Raw genomic sequence first — 16,344 nt, forward strand, 5'->3', positions numbered from 1 at the left:
CAGGACAACGGTACTATTATGGGTTGAATGAATTTCGGCCGTCCCTGTACGGCCTGAGCCGTACGCGGGTATGGCCTGAGAACAAGAAGAGGTTAACTGATGACAGATAAGCGCAAAGACGGTTCAGGAAAGTTGCTGTACTGCTCTTTTTGCGGCAAAAGCCAGCATGAAGTGCGTAAGCTGATTGCCGGGCCGTCAGTGTATATCTGCGATGAGTGTGTTGACCTGTGCAACGACATCATTCGCGAAGAGATTAAAGAAGTTGCCCCGCATCGTGAACGCAGTGCGTTGCCAACCCCACATGAAATTCGCCATCACCTCGATGATTATGTTATCGGTCAGGAAAGAGCGAAGAAAGTGCTGGCGGTTGCGGTTTATAACCACTACAAGCGTCTGCGTAACGGCGATACCAGCAATGGCATCGAACTGGGCAAAAGTAACATTCTGCTGATCGGCCCGACCGGTAGTGGTAAAACGCTGCTGGCAGAAACGCTGGCGCGCCTGCTGGATGTGCCATTCACTATGGCTGACGCCACCACGCTGACTGAAGCCGGTTACGTGGGTGAAGACGTTGAAAACATCATCCAGAAACTGCTGCAGAAATGTGACTACGACGTACAGAAAGCACAGCGCGGCATCGTCTACATCGATGAAATCGACAAAATCTCACGTAAGTCAGATAACCCGTCGATTACACGTGATGTGTCAGGCGAAGGTGTACAGCAGGCTCTGCTTAAACTGATTGAAGGCACTGTGGCTGCTGTTCCGCCGCAGGGTGGACGTAAGCATCCGCAGCAGGAATTTTTGCAGGTTGATACCTCGAAAATTCTGTTTATCTGCGGCGGCGCATTTGCCGGCCTGGATAAAGTGATCTCCCAGCGTGTGGAAACCGGATCCGGTATTGGCTTCGGCGCTACCGTAAAAGGGAAGTCGCAGAAAGCCAGCGAAGGCGAACTGCTGTCACAGTGTGAACCTGAAGATTTGATCAAGTTTGGTCTGATCCCTGAGTTTATCGGTCGTCTGCCTGTGGTCGCAACGTTGAGTGAACTGAGCGAAGAAGCACTGATTCAGATTCTGCGTGAGCCGAAAAACGCCCTGACAAAACAGTACCAGGCGCTGTTTAACCTGGAAGGCGTTGAGCTGGAGTTCCGTGACGAGGCATTAACCGCCATTGCTAAGAAAGCGATGTCACGTAAAACCGGTGCGCGTGGTCTGCGTTCTATTGTTGAAGGTGCGTTGCTGGAAACCATGTATGACCTGCCTTCCATGGATGACGTGGAAAAAGTAGTGATTGATGAATCAGTTATTGAAGGTCAGTCTGAGCCCATGCTGATCTACGGCAAGCATGAAGCGCAGGCATCTGGCGAATAATTAAACAGATCGTCCATGTTGTTCTATTAAAAAAGGGGAAAATGTTTCCCCTTTTGCTTTTCTCGCCTCTGTGACGTTGAATGTCGGACAATCATCCCCATATACTCAGATACCTGTGGGTTTAACTGCATACCTGCCTGATGCGGTTCCCATCACCTGGCGGACATTAAACAAAGAGAGAGCTCTATGAATCCTGAGCGTTCTGAACGCATTGAAATCCCCGTGTTGCCGCTGCGCGACGTGGTGGTTTATCCGCACATGGTAATTCCGTTGTTTGTTGGCCGGGAAAAATCAATTCGGTGCCTTGAAGCCGCAATGGATCATGATAAAAAAATCATGCTGGTCGCACAGAAAGAGGCTTCAACGGATGAACCTGGCATTAACGATCTCTTTTCAGTAGGGACCGTTGCTTCAGTATTGCAAATGCTGAAACTGCCGGATGGCACGGTCAAAGTCCTGGTGGAAGGTTTACAGCGCGCCCATATTACGACGCTGGCCGACAACGGTGACCATTTTGTGGCTCAAGCTGAATATCTGGTTTCGCCAGAGATTGAAGAGCGCGAGCAGGAAGTGCTGGTGCGTACGGCGATCAATCAGTTTGAAGGCTACATCAAACTCAATAAAAAGATCCCACCCGAGGTTTTAACCTCACTGAATAACATTGACGATGCGGCCCGCCTTGCCGACACCGTTGCAGCACATATGCCACTGAAACTGGCAGACAAACAGTCTGTGCTGGAGATGTCCGACGTCAATGAGCGTCTGGAATATCTGATGGCGATGATGGAATCTGAAATCGATCTGCTGCAGGTTGAGAAGCGTATTCGCAACCGTGTTAAGAAGCAGATGGAGAAGAGCCAGCGTGAGTACTATCTGAATGAGCAGATGAAGGCGATTCAGAAAGAGCTGGGCGAGATGGACGATGCGCCTGACGAGTATGAAGCGTTAAAACGCAAAATCGACGCGGCAAAAATGCCGGAAGAAGCGCGTGAAAAAGCAGAAGCTGAGCTGCAGAAGCTGAAAATGATGTCCCCGATGTCCGCTGAAGCGACCGTGGTTCGCGGCTACATCGACTGGATGGTGCAGGTTCCGTGGAACGCGCGCAGCAAAGTGAAGAAAGATCTGCGTAAAGCGCAGGAGACCCTGGATACTGACCATTACGGCCTGGAGCGCGTGAAGGATCGTATTCTTGAGTATCTTGCGGTTCAGAGTCGCGTCAGCAAGATCAAAGGGCCGATTCTGTGCCTGGTCGGACCGCCAGGGGTAGGTAAAACCTCTCTGGGACAGTCGATTGCCAAAGCGACCGGACGTAAATATGTCCGTATGGCGCTGGGTGGCGTGCGTGATGAAGCGGAAATCCGTGGTCATCGTCGTACCTACATCGGCTCCATGCCGGGTAAACTCATCCAGAAAATGGCGAAAGTCGGGGTTAAAAACCCGCTGTTCCTGCTGGATGAGATCGACAAAATGTCTTCGGACATGCGCGGCGATCCTGCTTCAGCGCTGCTGGAAGTGCTTGATCCAGAGCAGAACATTGCGTTCAACGACCACTATCTGGAAGTCGACTACGACCTCTCTGATGTGATGTTCGTGGCAACATCGAACTCAATGAATATCCCGGCACCGCTGCTGGACCGTATGGAAGTGATTCGTCTGTCGGGTTACACCGAAGATGAGAAACTGAATATCGCTAAGCAGCATCTGCTGACCAAGCAGATTGAACGCAACGCCCTGAAAGCCAGTGAAATTACGGTTGAAGATAGCGCGATTGTCGGCATTATCCGTTACTACACCCGTGAAGCCGGCGTGCGTAGCCTTGAGCGTGAGCTGTCGAAATTGTGCCGTAAAGCGGTGAAATCACTGCTGATGGACAAGACGAAAAAGCACATCACCATCAATGGTGAAAACCTCAAGGACTTCCTGGGCGTACAGCGCTTCGACTATGGTCGTGCTGACAGTGAAAACCGGGTGGGTCAGGTCACCGGCCTGGCGTGGACGGAAGTGGGCGGCGATCTGCTGACCATTGAAACTGCATGCGTACCGGGTAAAGGCAAGCTGACTTACACCGGTTCTCTGGGCGAAGTGATGCAGGAGTCGATTCAGGCTGCGCTGACCGTGGTGCGTGCCCGTGCCGAGAAGCTGGGCATTAATGGTGACTTCTACGAAAAACGTGATATTCACGTTCACGTGCCAGAAGGCGCCACACCGAAAGATGGTCCAAGTGCGGGTATCGCAATGTGTACCGCGCTGGTCTCCTGTCTTACCGGTAACCCGGTGCGTGCGGATGTCGCTATGACCGGTGAGATCACCCTGCGTGGTCAGGTTCTGCCGATTGGCGGTCTGAAAGAGAAACTGCTGGCAGCACACCGTGGTGGCATTAAAACCGTGCTGATCCCGGACGACAACAAGCGTGATCTGGAAGAGATTCCACAGAACGTGATTGCCGATCTGGAGATCCATCCGGTGAAACGCATTGAAGAGGTGCTGAATCTGGCACTGGAAAATGCGCCTTACGGCATGCAGGTCGCAACAGCAAAATAGTGATTAACGGCATAAACCGTTAAAAAGCGGAGCTGGCAAGGCAATTGGCGCTTGCCAGCTTTTTTTTGTGCCGTTAATTTAGGTGGCTGTCGGGGCGACGTTCTCAGAGAAATTCCGTTGTTTCGGCTCCACAGGCTTGATATAACTTGCTGCGCGTTCGTACCCGGCCGGAAGCCCGGTACGATGTGAAATAATAAAAGAGGGGATGAAGAGAGTGAATAAGTCACAATTGATCGACAAAATTGCTGCCGATGCTGATATTTCTAAAGCTGCAGCAGGACGTGTTTTAGATGCATTTATGGGCTCAGTTTCAGATGCGCTGAAAGAGGGTGATGAAGTGGCTCTGGTGGGTTTCGGCACATTCTCTGTACGTGACCGCGCTGCACGTACCGGCCGCAATCCGCAAACCGGTAAAGAGATCACCATCCCGGCAGGTAAAGTACCTGGTTTCCGTGCTGGTAAAGCATTGAAAGACGCTGTCAATTAATAACAACGAATAGATTCATTGACGCATTTTCTTCAGTGGATTAGAGGACGATTAACCCGTTCTCATGTAACATACGGGCACATCAATGAGATGTGCCTTTTTTGTTTTAACCGGTGAGAATCGGGCCGTAAGATGGACCTGGACCGGATTGAGACTGCCAGCTAAGCCAGCAGTTGCGTGAGTCGCCAGCCAGTGGCGAATTGCGACCGAGCTTTACATTCACACTACAGCGGAGTGTTGCCATACCATGATGGACAATTTACGCGCGGCGTCGAACCATGTCGTGCTCAAGATTATTCTGGGACTGATTATCGTCTCTTTTGTGCTGACAGGCGTTGGCAACTATCTGATTGGCGGCAATAACGACTATGCGGCCAAAGTTAACGGTCAGGAGATAAGCCGGGGACAGCTGGAGCAGGCGTTTAACAGCGAACGCAGTCGCCAGCAACAGATGCTGGGTGACCAGTTCTCGCAGCTGGCCAGCAACGATGGCTTCATGCAGCAGATGCGTCAGCAGGCGCTGTCGCAGTTGATCGACCAGGCGCTGCTCGACAGCTACATCAAAGAGCTTCATCTCAGCATCAGTGACGATCAGGTTAAGCAGGCTATCTTCAATCAGCAGGCTTTCCAGACCAACGGCAAATTCGACAATGCTAAATATCTGGCGCTGATCGGCAACATGGGTTTCAGCGCCGACCAGTATGCTGAAGCGCTGCGCAAGCAACTCTCCAATCAGCAGTTGATCAATGCCGTTGCGAACACAGATTTCACGCTGAAAGGCGAAGCCAGCAAACTGGTGGACCTGGTTTCACAGCAACGTGATATTCGTCAGGCGACGCTGGACGTTAATGCCCTGATGGCGAAACAAAGCGTCACCGACGACGAAATCAGTCAGTACTATCAGCAGCATAAAACCAGCTTTATGGCGCCGGAACAGTTTCGCGTCAGCTATATCCTGATGGACGCCGCCAGCATGCAGCAGGATGCCAGCGAAGCAGATATTCAGGCCTGGTACGACCAACATAAAGCAGACTATTCGCAACCACAGCGTAATCGCTACAGCGTTATTCAGACCAAAACTGAAGCGGATGCCAATGCGGTACTGGCTCAGCTGAAAGGTGGCGCTAACTTCGCGGATGTGGCGAAAGCCAAATCAATCGACCCCATCTCTGCGCGTAAGGGCGGTGATATGGGCTGGCTGGAACCGTCAACCACCCCGGATGAGCTGAAAAATGCGGGTCTGACTGAGAAAGGCCAGATGTCAGGCGTGATCAAATCGTCAGTGGGCTTCCTGGTGGTTCGTCTCGACGATATTCAGCCAGAGCAGGTTAAACCACTGGATGAGGTTCGCAGCGCTGTTGCAGCGAAAGTGAAGCAGGAGAAGGGCGTTGATGCCTTCTACAAACTGCAGCAGAAAGTCAGTGAAGCGGCCAGCAATGACAATGAGTCACTGGCGGGTGCCGAGCAGGCTTCGGGTCTGAAAGCGAAAGAGACCGGCTGGTTCAGTCAGGACACGCTGCCAGACGCGCTTAACTTCGATGCGGTGAAACAGGCGATCTTTAACGGTGGTCTGGTGGGTCAGAACGGTGCGCCGGGTAACAACTCCGATATTATCACCGTCGATGGCGACCGTGCCTTTGTACTGCGTATCAGCGAGCACAAACCGGAAGCGGTAAAACCGCTGGAGCAGGTGAAGGCGCAGATTACGGATACGCTTAAGCATGACAAAGCGACACAGCAGGCTAAAGCCCAAGCCGATAAACTGCTGACCGACCTCAAAGCGGGCAAGCTGGACGCACTGACTGCAGCAGGCCTGACCCTTAGCGCCAGCAAAACCGTTGATCGCAATGCACAGGATCCGGTGGCACAGGCCGCCTTTAACCTGCCTCAGCCTGCTGATAATAAGCCTTCATGGGGTGTCAGCGAAGATATGCAGGGCAATGTGGTGCTGGTGGCGGTAGATAAAGTTAAAACCGGCAGCATGCCGCAGGCGCAGACTGACGAAATGGTCAAAGGCGTTACGCAGAATAATGCGCAGCTGACGTTTGAAGCCCTACTGCAAAATCTGCGTAAAGAGGCCAAAATCAAGTACGGCGCTGCCGCACAAATGCAGTAAGCCTCGCAAAAATTACGCAACGACTGTAACAATCAAAGGCCGCATTCGCGGCCTTTTCCATTTCTGATATTCCGCTTTTGAGCCTTGTGCGGCGTAGTGCCACTCTGTCGCTGCTGTTTACACACAAGGAGAAACACAGCATGGCTAAATCTAAACTTGTTGCCTTTTATCTCTCACTCGCACTGGGCGGTGTACTCTGTCACGGCAGCGTCTCTGCGGCACCTGAACCTGCCAGTCCGGCGGTCTCGCAGAACACACATCCTGCACCGAAGCCGGAGACAGCCGCGCAGCTGCAGCCAAAGCAGGAGCAGGTCAGCATCAATGAAGCGACAGCGGAACAGCTCTCTGCCGCTATGAATGGTGTGGGGCTGAAGAAAGCGCAGGCGATTGTGAACTATCGCGAACAGTACGGACCCTTTAGCGCGATTCAGCAACTCAGTGAAGTACCGGGTATCGGTAACGCGCTGATAGAGCGAAATGCGGCCCGGCTGAAATTGTGAGGCAGTACACATCTGTGATGCTTAACTCACGCTAACCAGATGACTCTGCTAAAGTGAACAGGTCCAACCAGTTAACTCACAGTAGCAGGAGAGCATGATCATGCAGACCACCATAAAAGTGCGTGGCTATCATCTGGATGTCTATCAGCACGTCAACAATGCGCGCTATCTTGAGTTTCTTGAGGAGGCGCGCTGGGAATGGCTGGAAGTGGCTGAAGCGTTCCACTGGTTGCAGGAACAGAAACTGGCTTTTGTGGTGGTCAATATCAACATCAACTATCGTCGCCCGGCCGTGCTGGGCGACGTACTGGTTATCGACAGTGAGATTACGCAGTTAAATGGCAAAAGCGGCATTATTACCCAGCGGGTGTTGCTGGCAGGTCAGGAGACCGTGGTGGCGGATGCCGTACTCACGTTTGTCTGTATTGATTTGCGGACCCAAAAGGCGGTTGCGCTGGAAGGGGAGTTACGCGAGCGACTGATGCGTCTGATGGCATGAGCCGATAAAAAGCGGCAAACCGAACTGCTTTGCCGCCACGCCAGACAGCCTTAGTTAAGGCCGCTCTTTGCTTTCATTGCTGCCATGACGCCAGCACGATCGTTGAGATAACCCTGGAGGCCATTAGCCCGTAAATGACAGGCAGCACACTCACCACATCCGTCGCCTTTCTCACCGTTATAGCAGGTCAGCGTCTGCTCGCGTACCAGCGCAAGCTGCTGCCAGTAATCTGCAAGCGCCCAGGTTTCCGCTTTATTGAGCCACATCAGCGGCGTCTCAAAACGCACCTCGCGCGCCATGCCAAGCGACACCGCATGGTTCAGCGCTTTGACAAACTCATCGCGGCAGTCGGGATAGCCGGAAAAATCGGTTTCGCAGACGCCGGTGATGACCGCTTCTGCTTCGACCTGATACGCGTAAACCGAGGCCAGCGTCAGAAAGAGAATATTGCGGCCCGGCACGAACGTACTGGGTAAGCCACTGGCCTCAGGATTATAAGCCGGCACCGGAATGTTATCCCGCGTCAGGCTGCTGACGGCGAGTTCGTTCAGCATGGTCACGTCCAGCACTTTGTGTGCGCGCGCACCCAGTGTCATCGCCAGATCGCGGGCGACCTCGATCTCTTCCCGGTGGCGTTGTCCATAGTCGAAAGTGACGCAGTGAACTTCATCATAAAGCTGTACAGCCTGAATCAGGCAGGTAGTGGAGTCTTGTCCACCGCTGAAAACTACAACCGCGCGTTTCATGGTGTTTCCCTGATAATTAATTTTGCGCTTATGGTAATGCCTCAGTCCGCCGCTGAACAGCTGCAAGGCGGATCAATAGGCGGCGGAATCCATGCGCGGCTGAAATCAAACCAGCCCAGCGTGTTCAGCTCTATCCCTTCAACGGCAGGGGGGGCATAAATCTGGTAGCGATAATTGAACAGGGGCAGCAGGATGCCGTCCGTCATCAGTTGATGATAAAGCTGCTGCAGCGCACGGGTACGACTATTGCCGTCTGATATCTGCTGGATAGCCAGCAGTTGCGCCTGGACTTCTTCGCCCTGCGGTGTGGGCCACAGCCGACGCCATAGCGGGTCAATCTGTAACCAGCTCGCCAGTGTGAAGACCGGCGCATCGCCAATCAACCGATCGCCCATCACGATATCCGCCTCATCAGGCGGGGCGATATGATGCCAGCTTTTGACCGGATGAAAAACGACGTTCAGAGTACAGCCGTGCTGTTTTAACAGGGCGACCAGTGCCTGTGACATCTGATGCAGCTCAACCGGCAACTGATAATGCAGCGTCAGGGTGGGGGGCAAGGGGACCGGAACACTATCAATCAGCGGTACTTCCCAGCCGGGTAACAGCTCTTTGCTGGGGGTAATTAACCCCTCATCCAGTGGCAACCGGCTGACGATCCCGCTTTGCTGGATGAGCTGGAAAAGCGTGCGCGCCTGCGCGGGTGTAAATCCGGCTCGCGGGCGGCAGACCAGATAACAGAAGCCGAGACTGATGCTACTGCTGACCGGCTTCAATGTCCTGAGCTCTGCTGCATCGCCAATGGCAATCTGCACCGGATGGCGACAGCTGCTGCCGAGTGCGGCATCAAACAGCTGAGGAGTAATCCAGTACTCTACCGCCTGCAACAGCGGACGCTGCAGATGCCAGCGCGCATGGCTTTCAATCCTGACCAGCTCAGCGCTGAAATGCCTGAGTTTCCATGGCCCGCTGCCTGTGGCGGGATAAGAGGGATGGGGCAGCAGGCACAAAAGATGGGCAAGCCGGTGAGGCAGCCAGAAATCAGGTCGTCGCAGGTTAAACCGCACCGCCAGCGGGTGAGGCGCATCCACGCTGACCACATCGGCAAGCAATATCCTGACACGCGTATCCTGCAGCAGCTGGCGGAACTGCACCACCAGTTGCGCGGCCTGCACCGGCTCTTCGTTATGCCACATCAGCTGAGGCCGCAACCAGAATAACCAGCTACAGGACGCTTCATCGTGCTGCCAGTGATGCGCCAGATCGCCGACCGGCTCATCCTGCTCAAAACGGGTCAGACCGGAATAGATCTGACGAACCAGATGCTGTTCAGCCCGCCCGGTAATCTGGCGCGGCTCGGTACTCTCCATGGGACGATAGTAGGGGATGCGCAGAACCGGCGTGTCGTTCTGCCACTGTCCACCCATTAACGGCCGCAGCATATTAATCAGCCTTTCCGGCGGCAGATCCAGCAGCTGTAAAGCGTCAGCTGCCTCTCCGGCATCAAGCTGTTTTTGCAGCAACTGCTGCCGTAACTGTTCAGGCGTGCGCAGAAACACTAACCGACCCTGTTTGCCACGGCCCGGTTCACCGTGCCAGCTAAGCCAGCCAGCGTGCTGCCACTGTGACAGTAACGTGCGCAGATGACGCTCACTGCAGATGCAGTGGCGCGCCATCTCTGCCACGCAGGTCTGCTGAGGGACGCCCTGGCTCTGCTGCCACAGGCGCTGAAACTGATTAAGGCGGTTAAGCTGACGCATGATAAACCCGGAACAGTTTTTTAAAAGTATTCACTATTACTTCCGTAATTAACAGGCAATAGTAAGCTCATCTTTTCAGCAGGAGGGTAACCATAATGCGTTTAGCCGCATTCGATATGGATGGCACATTATTGCTGCCGGATCATCAACTGGGTCAGCAGACGCTGGACAGTCTGCAGGCGCTGCATCTGCGCGGCGTTAATCTGGCGCTGGCGACGGGCCGCCATCTGCTGGAGATGCAGATTCTGCGGGAGAAATTAACGCTGCCCGCGTGGCTGATTACCGGGAATGGCACCCGCGTACACGATCGGTCTGGCAATCTGATCTTTGCCCGCGATCTGCCCTCTGCGGTAGCTGAAGAGGTCATTCATCGCCATTGGGAAACACCCGCGTCGATCCACGTTTTCAACGATCAGGGATGGTTTACCGATCGACCCCAGCCTGAGCTGCTGGTGGCCCATCAGATGAGCGGATTTGGCTATCAGCTGTGCGATCTGAAAAGGCTGCCCGCGCATCAGGTAACAAAAATCTGCTTTATCGATCAGCATCAGCGTCTGTGTCAGCTGAAAACAGAGCTGGATGCGGCGCTGGATGAGCAGGCAAATATCTGCTTCTCTGCGGTGGACTGTCTGGAAGTGTTGCCCGCCAGCTGCAACAAAGGCAGCGCGCTGGCACTGTTGTGCGACCATCTGTCACTGACGCTGGCGGAGTGCATGGCGTTCGGGGATGCAATGAATGACAGAGAGATGCTGTCGCAGGTTGGACGGGGTTTCATCATGGGCAATGCGATGGCGCAGCTGAAAGCCGCGCTACCGCATCTGCCGGTATTAGGGCATTGCGAGACACAGGCGGTGTCTCACTATTTAAATCACTGGCTGGCTACACCCGACCTCGCGTATTCCCCCGAATGCTGAGGATTGCCGTGAACCGGACAGGATGTCCGGTTTTTTATTCGAGTTCGCGCTGCCACGGCGTGATATCGCCAATATGTTTTGCCACCCATTCCGGCTGATAGTAGCTATCGGGATAACGTTCGCCACTGTCGCACAGCAGTGTCACCACGGATCCCTGCTGATTCGCTGCCCGTAAGCGTTTCGCCACCTGCATCATGCCCCAGAAATTGGTGCCGGTAGAGGCCCCAGGCTTGCGTCCCAGAATCTTTTCCAGCTTCAGCATGGCGGCCAGCGTTGCACCATCCGGTACTTTGATCATTTCATCAATCACGTCAGGCATGAACGACGGCTCCACGCGCGGACGGCCAATTCCCTCGACCATGCTGCCACGTGTGCTGGTCAGCGTTGCATCACGCTGTTGCCAGTAATCGAAAAACACCGAATGCTGCGGATCCACCACCAGCAGTTTCGTATCCAGGCCCTGATAACGGATATAGCGGCCCAGCGTCGCCGAGGTGCCGCCGGTGCCCGCGCTCATAATCACCGTATGGGGAATCGGATAGGGCTCATGCTGCATCTGACGGAATATGCTTTCAGCAATATTATTATTACCGCGCCAGTCGGTAGCGCGTTCAGCATAGGTAAACTGATCCATAAAATGGCCATTCAGCTCACGTGCCAGCCGTTCAGATTCTGCGTAAAGCTGGCAGGGATCCTCGACAAAATGGCACTGTCCGCCATAAAAGGTGATCTGCTCAATTTTACGTTTCGCCGTACTGGCGGGCATCACCGCAATAAAGGGCAGGCCTAGCAGCCTTGCGAAGTACGCCTCAGAAACGGCCGTGCTGCCTGATGAGGCTTCGATAATCGGCGTATTCTCTTTAATCCAGCCGTTGGAGAGACCGTAGAGAAACAGGGATCGTGCCAGCCGATGTTTCAGACTGCCACTGGGATGGATACTCTCATCTTTCAGGTAGAACCAGATGCCGGGAAAATCCGCCAGATCGAAACGGATCAAATGGGTTTCAGCCGATCGTTGAAAATCAGCGTTAATTTCGTTGATAGCGTGGCGAATCCAGCAGGTCTGCATCTCAGGCATCCGGTAAAGAAGTGATGCGGCTATTTTATGGCACGTGCAGGAAAAAGAGATTGCAAAAATACCGCTAAAATCGCGGTAATGGAGAAAATGATTCTCCCGGAGTCCCATATGTTAGATAAAACTGACCTTAAACTGCTTTCACTGCTGCAGCAGGATTGCACGCTGTCACTGCAGGCGCTGGCGGATGCCGTCAACCTCACTACCACACCCTGCTGGAAGCGCCTGAAAAAGCTGGAAGATGATGGCATTATTCGCGCCCGGGTGGCGCTGCTGGATGGGGATAAAATCGGACTGTCACTGACGGCGTTTATGTTTGTGAAGACCCAGCAGCACAGCCGCGACTGGTATCAGGCTTTTGTCTCGGTGGTCAGCAGCATGCCCGAGGTGATGGCCTTTTACCGGATGGCAGGTGAGTATGATTACCTGCTGCGCATTCAGGTGGCGGACATGAAGAGCTATGATGCGTTCTACAAGCGATTAGTGAACGGTGTGCCCGGCCTGATTGATGTGACATCCAGCTTCGCCATGGAAGAGATTAAATACACCACGGCTTTACCTGTCGCCCCCTGAGGGCCTGAGATTGAGAGCAGCGTTGTGCGATTATTCAGTCAATTAAGTTGGTATTTTCTGCGGGAGTGGCGGCGCTATCTGGGCGCGGTCATCCTGCTGATTGTTATTGCTGTTCTGCAATTACTGCCGCCGCATGTGGTCGGTGTCATTGTTGATGGTGTCACACGTGACAACATGAGTACCAGCCGCATCATGATGTGGATTGGTATCATGCTGGCAACCGCAGTGGTGGTCTATCTGCTGCGTTATGTCTGGCGCGTGCTGCTCTTTGGTGCCTCCTACCAGCTGGCGGTTGAGCTGCGCGAAGATTTCTATCGCCAGCTGAGTCGGCAGCAACCGGCATTTTATCTGCGTCACCGTACCGGTGACCTGATTGCGCGTGCCACTAACGACGTGGATCGGGTGGTGTTTGCGGCCGGGGAAGGGGTGCTGACGCTGGTCGATTCGCTGGTGATGGGCTGTGTGGTGCTGCTGGTGATGAGTACGCAGATCAGCTGGCAGCTGACCCTGCTGGCGCTGGTGCCGATGCCCATTATGGCAATCGTCATCCATCGCTACGGTAATCAGCTTCATCATCGGTTCAAACTGGCCCAGGCGGCCTTCTCCAGCCTTAACGATCAGACGCAGGAGAGCCTGACCAGCATCCGGATGATTAAATCCTTCGGTCTTGAACAGCATCAGTCGCAGCAATTCTCCGATATCGCCCGCGATACCGGTGATAAGAACCTGCGCGTGGCGCGGGTCGATGCCCGTTTCGATCCCACAATCTACATCGCTATTGGTTTCTCAAACCTGCTGGCGATTGTCGGCGGCAGCTGGCTGGTGTGGCATGACCAGATGACGCTGGGGCAGCTGACCAGCTTTGTGATGTATCTCGGCCTGATGATCTGGCCGATGCTCGCCCTGGCGTGGATGTTCAATATCGTCGAACGCGGCAGCGCCGCCTGGAGCCGCATCGGTGCATTGCTGGCGGAAGCACCCGCGGTGGAAGATGGCGATAAGTCTCTGCCACCTGAACCGGGCACGCTGCAGGTCGCGATTCGCGCCTTTCACTATCCGGCCAGCGCGGCTCCGGTGTTAAGTGATGTCAGCTTCCAGCTGAAGCCCGGCGAAATGCTGGGACTGTGTGGGCCAACTGGCAGCGGAAAAAGTACCTTACTGAGCCTGATCCAGCGCCATTTTGATATTCAGCAGGGCGACATCCGTTATCACCAGATCCCGCTGACGCAGTTGCGGCTGGACAGCTGGCGCAGTCGTCTCGCCGTGGTCAGCCAGACACCATTCCTGTTTTCGGACAGCGTAGCGAACAATATTGCGCTGGGGAAACCGGGCGCAACCCGGCAGGAGATTGAACAGGCCGCCACGCTGGCCTGCGTGCATGACGATATTCTGCGGCTGCCGCAGGGTTATGAAACCGAAGTCGGGGAGCGAGGTGTGATGCTGTCGGGTGGACAGAAGCAGCGTCTTTCAATTGCCCGGGCACTGCTGCTGAACGCAGAAATCCTGATTCTGGACGATGCGCTCTCTGCGGTGGATGGTCGTACCGAGCACGAAATCCTGCATAACCTGCGCATCTGGGGGCAGGGAAAAACACTGATTATCAGCGCGCATCGCCTGTCGGCGCTGACGGAAGCCAGTGAAATCCTGGTGTTACAACAGGGCAGCGTGACACAGCGTGGCGATCATGACGCGCTGACCACCAGCGCTGGCTGGTATCGTGACATGTACCGTTACCAGCAACTGGAAGCGGCGCTGGATGATGATGAAAATGAGAAAGGAGTGCCGCATGGCTAAGTCTGCCCGCTTGTGGCCCACCCTGAAGCGCCTGCTGAGCTACGGTAAGCCCTGGCGTAAATCCCTGTCGCTGGCGGTAGGCATGCTGTGGATCGCTGCCGCGGCGGAAGTAACCGGTCCGGTGCTGGTCAGCTATTTTATCGATAACCTGGTGGCGAAACATCAGATGCCCTGGGGGCTGGTGGCCGGTCTGGTCATCAGCTTTGTCCTGCTTCAGCTACTGGCCGCCGGGCTGCACTACTGGCAGGCGCTGCTGTTCAATCGCGCCGCCATTGGTGTGGTGCAGCGGTTACGCAGTGACGTGATGAATGCCGCGCTCTGTCAGCCGCTGAGCGCTTTTGATACTCAGCCGGTCGGGCAGATTATTTCGCGCGTGACGAATGACACCGAAGTGATCCGCGATCTTTATGTCACGGTAGTTTCAACCGTACTGCGCAGCGCTGCGCTGGTCGGCGCCATGATGGTGGCGATGTTCAGTCTTGACTGGCGCATGGCGCTGGTAGCAATGATGATCTTCCCGCTGGTACTGATAGTGATGCTCATCTATCAGCGTTACAGCACGCCGATTGCCCGACGGGTTCGCAGCTATCTGGCTGACATCAACAACGGCTTCAACGAAGTGATCAGCGGCATGAGTGTGATTCAGCAGTTTCGTCAGCAGGCGCGATTTGGTGAGCGTATGGGCGAAGCGAGCCGCTCTCACTATCTGGCGCGAATGGAGACGCTGCGTCTCGATGGCTTTCTGCTGCGTCCATTGCTGAGCCTGTTTTCAGCGATGGTGTTGTGCGGGCTGCTGATTCTGTTCAGTTTTTCGGTGCCTGGCGTGTTTGAAGTGGGGGTGCTCTATGCCTTCATTACTTACCTGGGCCGTCTGAATGAGCCACTGATTGAGCTGACCACCCAGCAGTCGATGCTGCAGCAGGCGGTGGTGTCTGGCGAGCGTATCTTCGAGCTGATGGATGCCGCCCAGCAGCAGTATGGTGCCGATCAGCAGCCACTGGCTTCAGGTCGTATTGCCCTGAACAACCTCAGTTTTGCCTACCGTGAAAACCGCGATGTGCTGAGTGATATCAATCTTGACGTCGCACCGCGTGAGTTTGTGGCGCTGGTGGGCCATACCGGCAGTGGCAAAAGTACCCTGGCTAACCTGTTGATGGGTTATTACCCGGTGACGCGCGGCGAAATCCGTATTGATGATCGTCCGATTGGCGACCTGAGCCATGCCGTGCTGCGACGCGGTATCGCGATGGTGCAGCAGGATCCGGTGGTGCTGGCCGATACGCTGCTGGCCAATGTGCGGCTGGGCCGCGACATCAGCGAAGAGGCCGTCTGGACCGTGCTGGAACAGGTGCAGCTGGCACTGCTGGCGCATGCCCTGCCGGAGGGGATTCACACCCGGCTGGGCGAGCAGGGCAATAATCTGTCGGTCGGGCAGAAGCAGCTGCTGGCGCTGGCCCGGGTACTGGTTGATCTGCCGCAGATCCTGATCCTCGACGAGGCGACCGCTAACATCGACTCCGGCACCGAGCAGGCCATTCAGCATACGCTTGCGACGCTACGGCAACACAGCACGCTGGTGGTGATCGCTCACCGCCTCTCAACGATTATCGATGCGGATAAGATTCTGGTGCTGCATCGTGGTCGTGTGGTTGAGCAGGGCACTCATCAGCAACTGCTGGCGCTACAGGGACGTTACTGGCAGATGTATCAGCTGCAACAGGCAGGGGAAGATCTGGCGTCGGGCGTACCTGTAACATCTGAAAGCTGACTTGCACCTTTTTTGCGCAGCTTTATCGGAATAATCTGTATAAATGCACTCCTTTGACGCCTGGAGCACCAAAGGAGTGCAGTCTCAGGCTGCGATCCCTGTCACACACCCATTCTCATTCATATCTTCCTTGAAGCATCCCTTGCTCCGTCTCGCCTGACTCACTGATTAAGGGCACTTTTACACTCTGGCACAGGCTT

13 protein-coding genes are annotated in these 16,344 nt (G+C 54.7%); 10 read left to right on the forward strand and 3 right to left on the reverse strand.

The features are described 5' to 3' along the window. The first annotated feature begins 99 nt into the window (after positions 1-99). From clpX to FA92_RS03365, 6 genes are all read left to right on the forward strand, one after another. Complete coding sequence (gene clpX / locus FA92_RS03340; RefSeq protein ID WP_003850494.1) at positions 100-1,371, forward strand: ATP-dependent protease ATP-binding subunit ClpX; 1,272 nt, start codon at positions 100-102, stop codon at positions 1,369-1,371. A gap of 186 nt (positions 1,372-1,557) precedes the next feature. Further along, positions 1,558-3,912, forward strand: coding sequence for an endopeptidase La (gene lon / locus FA92_RS03345; protein WP_003850493.1), 2,355 nt, complete (start codon positions 1,558-1,560; stop codon positions 3,910-3,912). A 214-nt stretch (positions 3,913-4,126) separates the two neighbouring features. Further along, positions 4,127-4,399, forward strand: coding sequence for a nucleoid-associated protein HU-beta (gene hupB, locus FA92_RS03350; protein ID WP_033731763.1), 273 nt, complete (start codon positions 4,127-4,129; stop codon positions 4,397-4,399). Positions 4,400-4,646: 247 nt separating this feature from the next. After that, complete coding sequence (gene ppiD, locus FA92_RS03355; protein WP_033782168.1) at positions 4,647-6,515, forward strand: peptidylprolyl isomerase; 1,869 nt, start codon at positions 4,647-4,649, stop codon at positions 6,513-6,515. Positions 6,516-6,655: 140 nt separating this feature from the next. After that, positions 6,656-7,015, forward strand: a complete 360-nt coding sequence (locus FA92_RS03360) for a helix-hairpin-helix domain-containing protein (protein ID WP_033782171.1) — start codon at positions 6,656-6,658, stop codon at positions 7,013-7,015. Positions 7,016-7,115: 100 nt separating this feature from the next. After that, positions 7,116-7,514 carry a YbgC/FadM family acyl-CoA thioesterase gene (locus tag FA92_RS03365; RefSeq protein WP_033784517.1) on the forward strand — a complete coding sequence of 133 codons (399 nt, stop codon included), beginning with the start codon at positions 7,116-7,118 and terminating at the stop codon, positions 7,512-7,514. Positions 7,515-7,564: 50 nt separating this feature from the next. On the opposite strand, the gene queC is transcribed toward FA92_RS03365, so the two are convergent. Together queC and FA92_RS03375 are read right to left on the reverse strand one after the other, a co-directional pair. After that, positions 7,565-8,260, reverse strand: coding sequence for a 7-cyano-7-deazaguanine synthase QueC (gene queC / locus FA92_RS03370; RefSeq protein ID WP_033784518.1), 696 nt, complete (start codon positions 8,258-8,260; stop codon positions 7,565-7,567). Between the two features lie 41 nt (positions 8,261-8,301). Next, positions 8,302-10,020, reverse strand: a complete 1,719-nt coding sequence (locus FA92_RS03375) for an SgrR family transcriptional regulator (protein ID WP_033782174.1) — start codon at positions 10,018-10,020, stop codon at positions 8,302-8,304. 92 nt (positions 10,021-10,112) lie between these two features. Here FA92_RS03375 and cof point away from each other — a divergent pair, with 92 nt between their 5' ends. Further along, positions 10,113-10,934, forward strand: coding sequence for an HMP-PP phosphatase (gene cof / locus FA92_RS03380; protein ID WP_033782176.1), 822 nt, complete (start codon positions 10,113-10,115; stop codon positions 10,932-10,934). A 34-nt stretch (positions 10,935-10,968) separates the two neighbouring features. Here the strand turns inward: cof and FA92_RS03385 are convergent, their stop codons facing one another. Continuing rightward, positions 10,969-12,003: a PLP-dependent cysteine synthase family protein gene (locus FA92_RS03385; protein WP_033782179.1), complete on the reverse strand. Its 1,035-nt coding sequence runs from the start codon at positions 12,001-12,003 to the stop codon at positions 10,969-10,971. A gap of 117 nt (positions 12,004-12,120) precedes the next feature. Here FA92_RS03385 and FA92_RS03390 point away from each other — a divergent pair, with 117 nt between their 5' ends. From FA92_RS03390 to FA92_RS03400, 3 genes are read left to right on the forward strand one after another with little or no spacing between them, the layout of a single operon-like run. Further along, complete coding sequence (locus FA92_RS03390; protein ID WP_033782182.1) at positions 12,121-12,582, forward strand: Lrp/AsnC family transcriptional regulator; 462 nt, start codon at positions 12,121-12,123, stop codon at positions 12,580-12,582. Between the two features lie 24 nt (positions 12,583-12,606). Then, on the forward strand, positions 12,607-14,376 hold the full coding sequence (locus tag FA92_RS03395; RefSeq protein WP_033782185.1) for a SmdA family multidrug ABC transporter permease/ATP-binding protein: 1,770 nt from the start codon (positions 12,607-12,609) through the stop codon (positions 14,374-14,376). After that, the gene (locus FA92_RS03400; RefSeq protein ID WP_013357005.1) at positions 14,369-16,144 is read left to right on the forward strand and encodes a SmdB family multidrug efflux ABC transporter permease/ATP-binding protein; all 1,776 of its coding nucleotides are present in this window, start codon (positions 14,369-14,371) and stop codon (positions 16,142-16,144) included. The genes FA92_RS03395 and FA92_RS03400 overlap by 8 nt, the downstream gene beginning before the upstream one ends. The last annotated feature ends 200 nt before the right edge of the window (positions 16,145-16,344 follow it).

It is taken from the genome of Pantoea sp. 9140 (genome assembly GCF_000745295.1).
Lineage (GTDB): Bacteria > Pseudomonadota > Gammaproteobacteria > Enterobacterales > Enterobacteriaceae > Pantoea > Pantoea vagans.

Coding starts and splice junctions, on each gene's coding strand:
- clpX (WP_003850494.1), top strand. CDS start 100: ATGACAGATAAGCGCAAAGACGGTTCAGGAAAGTTGCTGTACTGCTCT.
- lon (WP_003850493.1), top strand. CDS start 1,558: ATGAATCCTGAGCGTTCTGAACGCATTGAAATCCCCGTGTTGCCGCTG.
- ppiD (WP_033782168.1), top strand. CDS start 4,647: ATGATGGACAATTTACGCGCGGCGTCGAACCATGTCGTGCTCAAGATT.
- FA92_RS03360 (WP_033782171.1), top strand. CDS start 6,656: ATGGCTAAATCTAAACTTGTTGCCTTTTATCTCTCACTCGCACTGGGC.
- FA92_RS03365 (WP_033784517.1), top strand. CDS start 7,116: ATGCAGACCACCATAAAAGTGCGTGGCTATCATCTGGATGTCTATCAG.
- queC (WP_033784518.1), bottom strand. CDS start 8,260: ATGAAACGCGCGGTTGTAGTTTTCAGCGGTGGACAAGACTCCACTACC.
- FA92_RS03375 (WP_033782174.1), bottom strand. CDS start 10,020: ATGCGTCAGCTTAACCGCCTTAATCAGTTTCAGCGCCTGTGGCAGCAG.
- FA92_RS03385 (WP_033782179.1), bottom strand. CDS start 12,003: ATGCAGACCTGCTGGATTCGCCACGCTATCAACGAAATTAACGCTGAT.
- FA92_RS03390 (WP_033782182.1), top strand. CDS start 12,121: ATGTTAGATAAAACTGACCTTAAACTGCTTTCACTGCTGCAGCAGGAT.
- FA92_RS03400 (WP_013357005.1), top strand. CDS start 14,369: ATGGCTAAGTCTGCCCGCTTGTGGCCCACCCTGAAGCGCCTGCTGAGC.